Below are 13836 nucleotides of genomic sequence, written 5' to 3' on the forward strand. Positions count from 1 at the left end.
TTATCTCTCCCTTATTGCGCTTTAATCAGAATGATGGCTGCGGTAACCAGCAGGTTCAACAGCGTCAACGGCAAGCAAACGCGCCAGCCAAAAGACATCACCTGGTCATAACGTGGACGAGGCAATGATGCCCGCACCAGAATAAACATCATCATGAAGAAGCCGGTTTTCAGTGCAAACCACACAATCGGTGGTAAGAACGGCCCCTGCCAGCCACCAAAGAATAGCGTCACGATTAAGGCAGAAATGGTTACGATACCGACGTATTCACCCACGAAGAACAGACCGAACTTCATACCGGAATATTCAATGTGGTAACCGTCAGCCAGCTCCTGTTCCGCTTCCGGCTGGTCAAATGGGTGACGGTGACATACTGCGATGCCCGCTATCACAAAGGTGACAAAGCCAAAGAACTGAGGAATAACAAACCAGACGTCAGCCTGTGCTTCTACAATGTCGCGCATGTTAAACGAGCCAGTCACTGCAACAATACCCATTAGCGACAAGCCCAGGAACACTTCATAGCTCAGGGTTTGCGCCGAGGCGCGCATGGCACCTAACAGAGCATATTTGTTGTTACTTGACCAACCGGCAAACAGCACCGCATATACCGCTAAACCCGCCAGCATAAAGAAGAACAGAATACCGATATTCAGGTCAGATACACCCCAGGTTGGAGTAACCGGTACAATAGCGAAAGCCAGTAACATTGAGCTGAAGGCAATAATCGGTGCCAGAGTAAAGATCATCTTGTCAGAGAAGTTGGGAACCCAGTCCTCTTTGAAGAACATCTTAATCATGTCTGCCACGATTTGCAGTGAACCAAACGGCCCTACGCGGTTTGGTCCATAACGATCCTGAAACAGAGATAACAGGCGACGTTCACCGAAACTCATCAGTGCACCGCAGGTTACCACTACCAGCAGGATAACCACTGCTTTACCGATAGCAATCAGAGTATCCGTCACTTCCGGAGTCAGCCAACTCATACCGTCGTCTCCTTCAGGTTGTCAACGCGCTTGCCAACCAGAGCAGGAGAAATGCCCGGTAAGCCCAGAGGCAGACCAATAAAACCTGCTTCCAGCGCATCGCTGATTCTCACCGGCAGCTTCAGGTCGGAGCCTTCGCAGCTGAACGCCACGACAGAACCAACATTGACGCTCAGTTTGGCGGCATCTTGTGGATTCAACATCACATAAGCCTCTGGCATACGTTGCTGAATCACATCGGAACGCTGTGACATTTCGTCACTGCCAAACAGGTGGTAATAAGGCGCTACCTGCCAGCTGTTTTCGCCGTTAGCGGCTACATTCACTACCGCATCAAAATAGGCCAGTTCGCCGCTTTCCGCTTTCTCAATCAGACGCACACCCGGATCGCCAGAACGCAATTTCCCGCCCACTTCAGACTGGAATTTGTTCCACGCCTGTGGGGAGTTCCAGCCCGGAGCCCAGGCAAACGGAATCTGCTGACGATCGGCTTCAGGTGCGCTATAGCCTTCCATTGAATAAGCAAACGCAGTGTCATTATCCTGAGGTTGACGTTTTTCATGCACGCTGACATCAGCCATCATTGCGGTACGACCGCTGTAACGGTGAGGTTCACGGGCAATTTTCAGACCTTTAATACGGAATGACGCATCCGGTGCGGCGTTAACGATACCCGCCAGTTGCGGGAACTCTTGAGCCACCGCGCTAACCACGTGATCCAACAGCGTCCAGTCAAGACGACGGCTGTTATACACGCTGTCCAGCGAATGCAGCCAGCGCCAGCTTTCCAGAATATAGCTCTTATGAGCAACATCTTTATCGTAGAACGAAGGTTCATAAACCTGGAAGAAGCGCTGAGCACGGCCTTCCTGATTCACCAGCGTACCGTCACTTTCTGCGAAGCTTGCCGCAGAAAGAATCAGGGTTGCTTTATCCATCACTTCAGTACGCTGATGGTCAACGACGATAAGATTTTCAATTTTGGCCAGTGCCGCATCAATTCGCGCTCTGGAAGCATGACGATATAAGTCATTCTCCATCACGATTAAGGTATCGGCTTCACCACTTTCGATTTGAGTCAATGCATCATCGATGGAACTACCACCAATCATTGCCACACCCATGCTGTTAGCTTCTGCCGCAACAAAGGTGATACCGGTTTCCAGACCCTGCTTTTTCAGAGCCAGTGCAATATTGGTTGCTGCCTGAATAATTTCTTCACTGCCAGCACCGCTGCCAGTAACGATTAATGGTTTTCTGGCACCGGACAGCGCCTGAACGATGATGTCCACTTTGCTTTTTAACGATGCCGGTAAATCCGCTACCGCTGGCGCAGAACTGTCGATGCCGTGTGCGATGGCAAAACCTAAACGTGCCTGCTCGGCAACGGAAGCGCTGTAGTTCCAGGCAGCAACATCATCAAGACGGGTGCTATCAATATTGGTCACAAACAGCGGATATTTCGCATGTTGACCAATGTTCTGTACCGCAGCAATTTGCCAGTCGGCAACGCGCTGGGCAGCCGCCATCTCGCGAGCTTTGCCTTTCACTGCCTGACGCAGTGCCAGAGCGATACGCGCACCAGTTTGAGTGACATCTTCACCCAGTACCAGCACCGCATCATAGCCTTCCATCTCGCGCAGTGAAGGGGTATATAAACCGCTTTCACGCAGCACTTTCTGCATCAGTTGAACCCGGGCTAATTCGCCGGCTTCAATACCGTTGGAGTAGTTCTCAGCGCCAACCAGTTGGCGTAACGCATAGTTACTTTCCAGACTGGCACGCGGTGAACCAATACCAATGGTTTTCTTAGACTGACGCAGTACGTCTGCGGCACCTTCCATCGCCTGTTCCGGATTCAGGTGAATCCAGTCCTGACCGCGTAACTGCTGCGGACTGCGTGGACGATCTTTCAGGTTAACGTAACCGTAGCCAAAACGACCGCGGTCACATAAGAAATAGTGGTTTACCGTACCGTTGTAACGGTTCTCAATGCGGCGCAATTCACCATAGCGTTCGCCCGGGCTGGTATTACAGCCGACGCTACACTGTTGGCAAATGCTTGGGGCAAACTGCATATCCCATTTACGGTTATAGCGCTCAGAGTGAGTCTTGTCGGTGAATACACCGGTAGGACAGACTTCCACCAGGTTACCGGAGAATTCGCTTTCCAGGGTGCCGTCTTCCTGACGCCCAAAGTACACGTTGTCATGGGAACCATATACGCCAAAGTCTTCACCGCCCGCATAATCTTTGTAATAACGAACGCAGCGATAACAGGCGATACAGCGGTTCATTTCATGGTTAATGAAAGGCCCCAGCTCCTGATTGTTGTGCGTACGCTTATTAAAGCGATATTTGCGGAAGCTATGACCGGTCATAACGGTCATATCTTGTAAATGACAGTTTCCGCCCTCCTCACAGACCGGACAGTCGTGAGGGTGGTTTACCATTAAGAACTCCACGACGGCTTCGCGGAATTTTTTGGCTTCTTCATCTTCAATAGCAATATAGCTACCGTCAGATGCCGGTGTCATACATGACATAACCAGACGCCCGCGTTTATCATCAGGCCCCTGGAACTGCTTTACCGCACATTGGCGGCAAGCGCCGACGCTACCAAGCGCCGGATGCCAGCAAAAGTAAGGAATATCGAGGCCCAGTGAGAGACATGCCTGCAGCAGGTTCTCAGCACCATCAACTTCGTATTCTTCGCCGTCTACATGAATCGTTGCCATAGTCAGCATGCTTCCTGTAGCCCGCAACAGCGGGCATATAACTTAAAAAATTCGTTCCCGGATCGTCGTCGTTTCTTTATATATCAATGACGCTTACCAACGCTGCTTCAACAGGTTTGGCTGGATCCCGGCGATTGGATTCAGGTTATTAAAGGTTTTCACCTTAATACCCGCTTCAAACTCTTCACGGAAATACTTAATCGCACTCTGTAACGGCTCAACCGCTCCCGGCGCCAGTGCGCAGAAAGTGTGGCCTGGCGACAGGAAACGACACAGCTGCTCAATGGTTTCAACATCACCCGGCTGGCCTTCGCCCTTTTCCAGTGCGGTCAGAATTTTCACGCTCCACGGTAAACCGTCACGGCATGGCGTACACCAGCCGCAGGATTCGCGCGCGAAGAACTCTTCGAGATTGCGGGTCAATCCAACCATACTAATTTTGTCATCAACGGCCATCGCCAACGCGGTACCTAAACGGCTACCGGCTTTTGCAATATTGGCAAAGTCCATTGGTAAATCGAGATGTGCATCAGTGAGGAAATCGGTTCCTGCTCCACCCGGCTGCCAGGCTTTCAGCTTCAAACCATCCTGCATACCGCCAGCATAATCTTCCAGCAGTTCACGCGCGGTAATCCCGAAAGGTAACTCCCACAGGCCCGGATTCTTCACCCGACCAGAGAAGCCCATCAGTTTAGTTCCTGCATCCTGGCTCTTGCCGGCAGACAGCCCGCGATACCACTCAGGACCATGCTGAACAATAGAAGGCACGTTACACAGGGTTTCTACGTTATTTACGCAGGTTGGTTTACCCCATGCACCGGAAGTGGCCGGGAATGGTGGCTTAGAGCGAGGGTTAGCACGACGGCCTTCCAGCGAGTTAATCAATGCGGTTTCTTCACCGCAGATATAACGCCCTGCACCGGTATGAACAAACAGTTCGAAATCAAATCCACTGCCTAAAATGTTCTTACCCAAGAAGCCGGCTTTTTTTGCCTCTTCGATGGCACGACGCAGATGGTCGGCTGCTTCAATATATTCACCACGCAGGAAGATATAACCGCGATAGGCTTTCAGAGCAAAACCGCCAATCAGCATACCTTCAACCAGCAAATGAGGCAGTTGCTCCATCAGCAGACGGTCTTTATAAGTGCCCGGTTCCATCTCATCTGCGTTACACAGGATATAACGGACATTCATGCTTTCGTCTTTCGGCATCAGGCTCCACTTAAGACCCGTGGAGAAACCTGCGCCGCCGCGACCGCTTAAGCCTGAGTCTTTGACAGTAGAAACCACATCATCCGGCGCCATTCCCTTCAGGGCTTTTTCCGCACCGACATAACCGCTTTTGCTACGGTACTCATCAAACCATACCGGCTGCTGGTCAGCTCGCAGGCGCCAGGTCAGAGGATGTTGCTCTTCCGTCAGGATACGTTGAGTACCTAAAAATGTTGGCCCGCTCATTGATATTGCTCCAGTAGTTTCTCAATATCTTCCGGTTTCAGATGTTCGTGAGTGTCCTCATCGATCATCATACTTGGCCCTTTGTCACAGTTACCTAAACAGCAGGTTGGCAACAGGGTGAAACGTCCATCAAAGGTGGTTTGGCCCGGCTTGATATCCAGCTTTCTCTCAAGCGCTGCCTGAATTCCCTGATAGCCATTGATATAACACACTACGCTGTCGCAGTAGCGAATCACATGACGGCCAACCGGGCGACGATAAATCTGGCTGTAGAAGGTGGCCACACCATCTACGTCACTGGCAGGAATGCCTAATACATCAGCAATTGCGCCAATGGCACCATCAGGAACCCAGCCGCGTTTCTTCTGCACCAGCTTCAGTGCTTCAATCGATGCCGCGCGCGGATCTTCGTAATGGTGTTTCTCGTGCTCAATGGCTTCGAGCTCTTCCGCACTCAGCGTGAAAATTTCTTTATCGGTCATAACTAGCGATCCACGTCTGACATAACAAAATCAATACTACCCAGATAGACAATTAAGTCTGATACCAGGCAGCCACGAATGACGGACGGGATCTGCTGCAGATGCGCATAGCTCGGTGTACGAACCCGGGTACGGTAGCTCATGGTGCCGCCGTCGCTGGTCAGATAGTAGCTATTGATCCCTTTGGTGGCTTCCACCATGCTGAACGATTCGTTTGCTGGCATTACCGGACCCCAGGACACTTGCAGGAAGTGAGTAATCAGGGTTTCGATATGCTGCAATGAACGCTCTTTCGGTGGAGGCGTAGTCAGTGGATGGTCTGCTTTAAACGGCCCTTCAGGCATGTTATTCAGACACTGCTCCAGAATCCGCAGGCTCTGGCGTAGCTCTTCCACTTTCAGCATCACACGGTCATAACAGTCGCCGTTATAGCTGACAGGCACTTCAAACTCGAAGTTTTCATAGCCAGAGTATGGACGCGCTTTACGCACATCAAAGTCGATACCCGTTGCGCGCAGTCCGGCACCGGTCACACCCCAGGCCAGCGCTTCTTCTGCACTGTACTGAGCCACACCAACGGTACGGCCTTTCAGAATGGTGTTTTGCAGCGCGGCTTTTACATAAGAGTCAAGACGCTTCGGCATCCAGTCGAGGAATTCTTTTAGCAGCTTCTCCCAACCTTTTGGCAGGTCGTGAGCGACACCGCCAATACGGAACCAGGCCGGGTGCATACGGAAACCGGTAATAGCTTCAACGATGTCATAAATACGGGCGCGGTCACTAAAGGCGTAGAACACGGGTGTCATCGCACCAACGTCCTGAATATAGGTGGAAATATACAACAGGTGACTGTTAATACGGAACAGTTCAGACAGCATCACCCGGATGGTTTTCACTTTGTCCGGAACTTCGATGCCTGCCAGCTTCTCAACCGCCAGTACATAAGGCATTTCGTTGATACAGCCACCCAGGTATTCAATACGGTCAGTAAAAGGAATGTAACTGTGCCATGACTGGCGCTCGCCCATTTTTTCTGCACCGCGGTGGTGGTAACCGATATCCGGTACGCAATCGACGATCTCTTCACCGTCCAACTGCATAATGATACGGAATGCACCGTGAGAAGATGGATGGTTAGGACCCAGGTTGAGGAACATAAAGTCCTCATTTTTGGTTCCACGCTTCATACCCCACTCTTCAGGTTTGAAGGTTAGTAATTCCATCTCCAGATCTTCTTTGGCCTTGGTTAAGACAAAAGGATCGAATTCTGTCGCACGCGCCGGATAATCTTTACGCAGCGGATGCCCTTCCCAGGTGTCCGGCATCATGATACGACGCAGGTTTGGGTGGCCATCAATCGTGATACCAAACATTTCCCAGGTTTCACGCTCATACCAATTGGCGTTAGGGAAAATGCCGGTCACGGTCGGCACATGCAGGTCGTTCTCCACCAGAGCGACTTTCAGCATAATGTCTTTATTACGCTCAACAGAAATCAGGTGGTAGAAAACGGAAAAATCCGCAGCCGGTAAACCGTTGCGGTGAGTACGTAAACGTTCATCCATACCATGCAAGTCAAATAGCATGACATAGGGCTTGGGTTGCTTACGTAAGAAGGTCATTACCTCCAGAAGCTGTTCACGTTTAACCCACACCACCGGCACGCCAGTACGGGTAGGCTGAACGGTAAAGGCGTCTGGCCCAAAACGGTTGTGCAGTTCACCTATTACCGGATCATCGAGATGATCCCGTGTTTGCCAGGCGGGTTGGTCGCTCGCCTGCGTCATCGGTTCTGTCATAGTTGTTTTCGCCGCTCATTACTCAAATAAAATTCTGTTGCTAAAACACCCGCATTAACGGGCAGGTGCTTTGGCTAAAGTTAAATTTCGTCAGGGGTGCGCAGATTCGTGACGGCAATGCGCTCAGCGCGCTTGCGTTCTTTTTCTGACTGCATCTCTTTGCGATACACGCCCTGCTCGCCAACCACCCAAGAGAGCGGACGACGTTCCTGACCGATAGAATCACGTAATAACAGGAGTGCCTGCATGTAGGCTTCCGGACGCGGCGGACAACCGGGAATATACACATCAACCGGTATAAATTTATCAACGCCTTGTACTACGGAATAGATGTCATACATGCCGCCAGAGTTGGCGCACGCACCCATCGAGATAACCCATTTAGGTTCCAACATCTGATCGTACAGACGCTGAATAACCGGCGCCATTTTGACGAAACAGGTTCCGGCAACCACCATAAAGTCGGCCTGACGCGGAGAAGCACGCAGTACTTCCGCACCAAAGCGAGAAACGTCATGAACCGCGGTAAACGAGGTTACCATTTCAACGTAGCAACAGGACAGACCGAAGTTAAAAGGCCAGAGCGAGTTTTTACGCCCCCAGTTAACGACATCATTCAGGGCAGTATCGAGCTTGCCCATAAAGATGCCTTTTTGAGCATCCTGTTCCAGGGGATCGGTGACAATTTCCTGTTTTTGTAGAGGATAACGATCGTTTTCACCGTCGAGATCTACGCGAGTGAGCGTATATTTCATCTTCAAGCCTCGCTGTTACTGCAAGTTACTGGGAATTTTTGCGCTGTTCTTAAGCTGCCGTTTGGAACGCTGTGGCGTCCAGTCCAATGCACCGATGCGCACCAGATAAAACAATCCGGCCAAAAGAACAAAAATGAAAATGGCTGCTTCGATGAAACCTATCCAGCCGCTTTCACGTACAGAAACAGACCAGGCAAACAGATAAAGGGCTTCAACATCGAAGATAACGAAGAACATGGCAACCAGATAGAATTTAGCAGAGAGGCGCAAACGTGCGGACCCTACGGCATCGATACCTGATTCATATGGCGTATTTTTGGTTCTTGCTCTGGCACGACCACCCAGGAAATAGGCGGCGGTGAGCATGAAGGCACACAGGCCCAACGCAATAACAATAAATACGGCAAAAGCCCAGTTATGGGCGAAAACTTCAGTGCTTGTAGGCATATGCTCTTACTACTCTTAGAAAAAATAGTATTTACCGGCTTGTTCTCAGGAGAGCCAATCCGATGACTACGACAATTAAAAGGAAAAATAAAACGCCTGCGCCTTGGTTGGGCTTCATTGTCTTACGCAATGATTAACGTGGAGTTTTACTCTTTTTTACAACAATTTGTCAACATCAACCAAACATTTACTAATACAAATCACAAAACAGAGATAAAACTGCTCGACCTAACTAAATCGAGTCAGCATAAAAATAACTGAACTCAATCAAGCGGCTATTCTGACAGAAATAGATATTTTTACCACCGTTGTAACAGAAGTTTTTCTTTGACACTCCGCACATCATGAAACATTTCTGGTACATCCTGGAAATATTAGTGTTGCTTCTTTTCGCCACACGGCCTTTGGTAAGCATAGCTTTCAGCCAGATATTCGTATAGCCAATAAGGCGATTAAGAAAGACTTTTTCCTGAAAACGAAAAAGGCGACTAATAAGTCGCCTTTAATACAAGTTTGTAACATCGGTTGAAATAGTTACCCAAGGTAAATAAAGGTCATTACCAGGTTAACGATCGCCGCTACTGCCATCGGAATTGCCGTGCGTTTTACCACCTGGAATGGAGAAACGTTGGCGATACCCGCGATAGCAACAATAGCAGCGGTAATGGGTGAAACCGTTCGCCCAAAGCTGGTCATAATCTGCATTGGCAGAATCAGCGTTACCACGTCTACTTTCAGGAAGGCCGCAATTTTAGGTGTTAAGGCCGCAAAGGAGAAGAACGCTGCATTACCGGACCCCATCAGGAACGCTGCCAGAGCAAGAATGAAGCTCATGACAATGATCATCGCCCCTACTCCGAAGCCTGCATTCTGCGCCGCGGTAATCAGCGTATCGACTGCTCCGACTTTCAGTAAACCGTTGGCGAAGACTTCACCACACACAATCAGTGAAACCACCAGAACAAACTGTTTACCCATTCCCTCGAAGAACAGCATAAAACTGTCCATTACCGCTTTAGCACTCTTTAATCTGAAGTACTCAAACACTAAGGCCACAATAGTACTGATAATCATCGCCGTGGTGACATCCATCTTGATGTGGGAATGGAAGATGGGGCTGAAACCAATAATCAAAACTAAAGGTACCACCGGCAATAATGCATAGATAAGTGGCGGACGGCTGTGATCGTTATGGTCAATATTATCCAGCGTTTCCTGATTGAACACGAAACCTTCGCGCTTATCCCACCAGCGTTGTGCAATAAAGTGGGTAACGGCTACCGCCAGAATAATCGGAATCGTCACCGGCAACTGATGGTGAACAAAGTAGACCGCCGGATCGAGACCTGCGGTTTTAGCCGCCATGATAACGTTTCCTGACCCCGGACCGTGGTCGATAAACTGACAGGTACCAATGACCGCCAGTGCAGACAGCGGGCTAACGCCAGTACGAATCAGAATCGGATACATGGTCACCATTAACAGCATTCCCAATCCCGCATGGCTTGGAATAAAGATAACCAGAACCTGAGTAACCAGGAAGGAAACCACCAACAGTATATAAGGAGAACGAACAGACTTTAACGGACGCTCAAACACTGCAAACAGTGCTTTACTGGCACCCACGTGATCCATATAGCGAGAGAAACCCGCAATCGCCATCAGAGTCAGACCCAAACCTGCAAGCCTTGAACTTAATAAATCACTAAAGACTTTAAAGATGTCAAAAAACTCAAAGTTGGTGGTGGTTTTTTCCGGTAGTAAAGGCCCAATATCAAAAGCGACCGTTAACCCCATCAACAATAAACCACCCAGCAACAGAACCGGTTGGGGCTTGTACCCCTTCGCCAGCATATAAATCACCAGCACCGTCACCAATAAGGCAAGAATAACGCCAAGCATAATTTTTCCTCATTAAATTGGTCTGAACAGTCAGGTCCGGCAGGCGATGACTCCACGACTCACCCGCCGGATAACATCAAACTTTCAGCGCCTGAATTCCCTGTTCTAAATCCGCCAGCAAATCACTCACCTCTTCCAGACCGATATGGAAGCGAATGAATTGCCCGTGTTGGCTCCAGTCCGTTGCGCTGCGAGCCCCTTTAACGTTGGCCGGCAGCACCAGACTTTCATAGCCACCCCATGAAGCACCGATGCCAAACAGATCCAGCGCATCAATAAAGGCTTCAGCCTGAGCTAAGGTGTATTGAGGGTGTAGCTCAATGGTTAGCAGGCCATTTAATCCTTTACAGTCGCGTTGATAGAGATCGTGACGTGGGTGGTCTTCTAACCCAGGAAAATAGACTTTCTTCACTTCAGGGCGTTGCTGTAACCACTTGGCTACTGTCATCGCGTTTTGACCATGTACCGCCAGACGGGTAGACAGTGTTCTCATTCCCCGCAGCACCAGAGAGGCATCATCCGGGCTGCTTACCTGACCCAGTGCTTCCGGCAGTTCGCCGATTTGATTCCACGCCTGTTCGTTGGCGACAACAATACCCATCATCACGTCGGAGTGGCCGCACAGATACTTGGTTGCAGCAATTACCGAAACGTCGGCTCCCAATTCCAGCGGGTTATATAACCAGCCAGAACCCCAGGTGTTATCTACGGCTACTGGTATATTGCGCTCATGAGCAATACGGCAGATTTCGGGTAGATCCAACATCTCATACAGCAATGAACCCGGTGATTCAGCGAATACCAATTGCGTTTCCGGACGCAGTTTGGCTTCAAAATCACTGCCGTCGGCCTTAAAGAAGTCATAACTAATGTTGTTTGGTTTTAAAAAGTGGCTACAGATTTTACGTACTGGCTCATAGACAGAATCAGCAAACAGTACGTGACCTCCCGCCCGGGCATAACCCATGATAGTCACGGCGATAGCGGCCAGCCCGGTAGGGAACAACTGAGCGCGGTGACCACCTTCCAGTTCGGTAATTAATTGTTCTAATGCGAAAGCCGTTTCAGTACCCCGGGCACCGTAGCTCAGTAAACGCTCGGTTTCTCTGCGTTTACGGGCATCACGCCAGGTGGTGATTGAATCAAAAAGAATGGTGCTGGCCCGCATTACCGGCGGATTTACCGGACCAATGTCCCGTGCTGGTCCTCTGCCACCATGAATAAGACGAGTTTTGCGCGTTTGAGTCATTATTATTTACTCCTTAGAAAGAATATTTCCGGATATATTTCCTTATTCCTCATTGCAAATAAGAAATAATGGATTAATGAAAAATATAATTGAACAGGCTATAAATTAATTCGACATATAAAAGAAAATCATCTTAGCTCAATTATTATTCAGATATATCCTTGTTGCCTTAATTGAAACTACCACCGATAAATTAACTAAAAAATCCAAATAAATTGAAACATTGATCGCGATCTCACTTTAATACATTAATTATTCTAAACAGTATTGAAGACAAACTTATATGATAATTAAATCAAATAAAAACAAATAGATACAAATAAAACCACAACTAAGAAATCTGATTAAACTTTTAAATAAGTCAGAAAAAAGACCATTTAACGACACATTAAAATTATTTAACAATGGATTAATATTACTAATGGAATATTAATCCAAAACACCTTGTTTATCTTCTTTCGTTATTGGAAGATTAAAACCAGACCATAATTTGAATTTACAAATTAATTACAGAATATTTAAAAAAATAATAACACCTAATGAGTGTTATCTATTCCTTCGCATTACTAAAACCCTATTTAAATTAGGAGATAAAATTATGTCTACCAGCGTTTTTGATTCAGTATTACTGAAGAACCTGTGGTCCACCGAAGAGATGCGTCAAGTTTTTTCTGACGATGTGCGTATGCAGATGTGGCTGGATTATGAAGCAGCACTGGCCATTGAACAGGCAAAAATGGGAATTATTCCTCAGGAAGCGGCCGATGAGATCGTCGCCTGCGCCAAACTTGAACGTCTGGATATGGATTTCATCCTTGAGCAGGTTCGTTTAACTAAGCATCCGCTGGTACCTACTATTCGTGGTTTAGAGCATGCCTGTGCTAACGGCTTTGGTGAATATGTTCACTTCGGTCCCACCACTCAGGATGTGATGGATACCGGTATGGTATTGCAGTTTAAAATGGCGCATAAAATCTTCCTGCGCGATCTGAAAGAGATCGGCCGCTCTTTACTCAAACTGTCAGAAGAACACCGTAATACGCCAATGGCTGGCAGAACACTAGCCCTTCAGGCAATTCCTATTACTTTTGGTCATAAAACCGCTATCTGGCTGGCAGAAATGATGCGCCATCACGAGCGTCTGGTACAGCTGGAACCACGTCTGTTTGTCGGTAGTGTAGTGGGTGCCGTAGGTACTAAAGCCTCATTTGGCGAAGGTGCCGATGAGCTGGAACAGCGAGTACTAACCCGCCTCGGCTTAGGTACGCCAGAAATATCCTGGCAGCCTGCCCGCGATCGCTTCTGCGAATACGGTATGGTGCTGGGCATGATCAGCGCCACACTGGGCAAAATTGCCAATGAAATCCTGCTGCTGGCCCATAACGAATTTGATGAAGTGGCAGAACCGTTTGCCAAAGGTCAGGTAGGCTCTTCCACCATGCCGCATAAACGTAACCCGGCCATTACTGAAAACGCCTCCTGCGTTAGCAATACCCTGAAAGGTAACGTCTCTATTCTGTTAGATCTGATGAAGCATCAGCATGAACGTGATGGTGCTATCTGGAAAATGGAGTGGAAACTGTTACCGGAAATCTGCCTGATGCTGTCCGTCATTATGGATAACATGAAGTTCACGCTTTCCGGCCTGCAAGTGAAGAAAGAGAAGATGCGCAGCAATCTGGATATCCTCGGTGGATTTATGCTGGCAGAACGCGTGATGTTTGAACTGTCAGAAAAACTGGGTAAGCAAACGGCCCATGAACTGGTATATGAAGCCTCAATGCACGGCTTAGAAGATGGCGGTACTTTCAGTCAGGCGCTGTCAGACGATCCACGTATTAAAGCCGCATTAACTAAAGAAGAACTGGATGCAGTTCTCGATCCAACCACCTATGTTGGCAACGCGCCACAGCAAGTTGACCGCGTAGTCGCTGAAGTTAAAGCCAGCGGCTGGCTGAAGTAATGACCTCATCAGTGACAGAGGGAATCATTAATCCTCTGTCACTGATTCAGC

The 13836-nt window shown here is 48.7% G+C and carries 10 protein-coding genes; 1 reads left to right on the top strand and 9 read right to left on the bottom strand.

Going from position 1 to position 13836, the window contains the following annotated elements; genetic code table 11:
* Positions 1-11 precede the first annotated feature (11 nt).
* The 9 genes from nuoH to metC form a co-directional block, all read right to left on the bottom strand.
* The gene (gene nuoH / locus EKN56_RS05740; RefSeq protein ID WP_130590930.1) at positions 12-989 is read right to left on the bottom strand and encodes an NADH-quinone oxidoreductase subunit NuoH; all 978 of its coding nucleotides are present in this window, start codon (positions 987-989) and stop codon (positions 12-14) included.
* Positions 986-3727 (bottom strand): NADH-quinone oxidoreductase subunit NuoG, encoded by a 2742-nt coding sequence (nuoG, locus tag EKN56_RS05745; RefSeq protein ID WP_130590931.1) that lies wholly within the window; start codon positions 3725-3727, stop codon positions 986-988. Before nuoG ends, nuoH begins: the two co-directional genes overlap by 4 nt.
* 93 nt (positions 3728-3820) lie before the next feature.
* Complete coding sequence (gene nuoF, locus EKN56_RS05750; RefSeq protein WP_130590932.1) at positions 3821-5188, bottom strand: NADH-quinone oxidoreductase subunit NuoF; 1368 nt, start codon at positions 5186-5188, stop codon at positions 3821-3823.
* A complete protein-coding gene (nuoE, locus tag EKN56_RS05755; RefSeq protein WP_130590933.1) occupies positions 5185-5670 on the bottom strand; it encodes an NADH-quinone oxidoreductase subunit NuoE in 486 nt (161 codons plus the stop codon). The genes nuoF and nuoE overlap by 4 nt, the downstream gene beginning before the upstream one ends.
* A gap of 2 nt (positions 5671-5672) precedes the next feature.
* Positions 5673-7469 (bottom strand): NADH-quinone oxidoreductase subunit C/D, encoded by a 1797-nt coding sequence (gene nuoC, locus EKN56_RS05760; RefSeq protein WP_130590934.1) that lies wholly within the window; start codon positions 7467-7469, stop codon positions 5673-5675.
* Positions 7470-7549: 80 nt separating this feature from the next.
* A complete protein-coding gene (locus EKN56_RS05765) occupies positions 7550-8224 on the bottom strand; it encodes a NuoB/complex I 20 kDa subunit family protein (RefSeq protein ID WP_108901848.1) in 675 nt (224 codons plus the stop codon).
* A gap of 15 nt (positions 8225-8239) precedes the next feature.
* On the bottom strand, positions 8240-8671 hold the full coding sequence (locus EKN56_RS05770) for an NADH-quinone oxidoreductase subunit A (protein WP_108901847.1): 432 nt from the start codon (positions 8669-8671) through the stop codon (positions 8240-8242).
* Between the two features lie 534 nt (positions 8672-9205).
* Positions 9206-10573 (bottom strand): C4-dicarboxylate transporter DcuC, encoded by a 1368-nt coding sequence (gene dcuC, locus EKN56_RS05775; protein ID WP_130590935.1) that lies wholly within the window; start codon positions 10571-10573, stop codon positions 9206-9208.
* 76 nt (positions 10574-10649) lie between these two features.
* The gene (gene metC, locus EKN56_RS05780) at positions 10650-11822 is read right to left on the bottom strand and encodes a cystathionine beta-lyase (RefSeq protein ID WP_130590936.1); all 1173 of its coding nucleotides are present in this window, start codon (positions 11820-11822) and stop codon (positions 10650-10652) included.
* Positions 11823-12420: 598 nt separating this feature from the next.
* On the opposite strand from metC, the gene purB reads away from it, so the two are divergent.
* Entirely contained in the window at positions 12421-13785 is a 1365-nt protein-coding gene (gene purB, locus EKN56_RS05785; protein ID WP_130590937.1) for an adenylosuccinate lyase, read from the top strand.
* Positions 13786-13836: the final 51 nt, after the last annotated feature.

The sequence above is a fragment of the Limnobaculum zhutongyuii genome (genome assembly GCF_004295645.1).
Lineage (GTDB): Bacteria > Pseudomonadota > Gammaproteobacteria > Enterobacterales > Enterobacteriaceae > Limnobaculum > Limnobaculum zhutongyuii.

Coding starts and splice junctions, on each gene's coding strand:
- nuoH (WP_130590930.1), bottom strand. CDS start 989: ATGAGTTGGCTGACTCCGGAAGTGACGGATACTCTGATTGCTATCGGT.
- nuoG (WP_130590931.1), bottom strand. CDS start 3,727: ATGGCAACGATTCATGTAGACGGCGAAGAATACGAAGTTGATGGTGCT.
- nuoF (WP_130590932.1), bottom strand. CDS start 5,188: ATGAGCGGGCCAACATTTTTAGGTACTCAACGTATCCTGACGGAAGAG.
- nuoE (WP_130590933.1), bottom strand. CDS start 5,670: ATGACCGATAAAGAAATTTTCACGCTGAGTGCGGAAGAGCTCGAAGCC.
- nuoC (WP_130590934.1), bottom strand. CDS start 7,469: ATGACAGAACCGATGACGCAGGCGAGCGACCAACCCGCCTGGCAAACA.
- EKN56_RS05765 (WP_108901848.1), bottom strand. CDS start 8,224: ATGAAATATACGCTCACTCGCGTAGATCTCGACGGTGAAAACGATCGT.
- EKN56_RS05770 (WP_108901847.1), bottom strand. CDS start 8,671: ATGCCTACAAGCACTGAAGTTTTCGCCCATAACTGGGCTTTTGCCGTA.
- dcuC (WP_130590935.1), bottom strand. CDS start 10,573: ATGCTTGGCGTTATTCTTGCCTTATTGGTGACGGTGCTGGTGATTTAT.
- metC (WP_130590936.1), bottom strand. CDS start 11,822: ATGACTCAAACGCGCAAAACTCGTCTTATTCATGGTGGCAGAGGACCA.
- purB (WP_130590937.1), top strand. CDS start 12,421: ATGTCTACCAGCGTTTTTGATTCAGTATTACTGAAGAACCTGTGGTCC.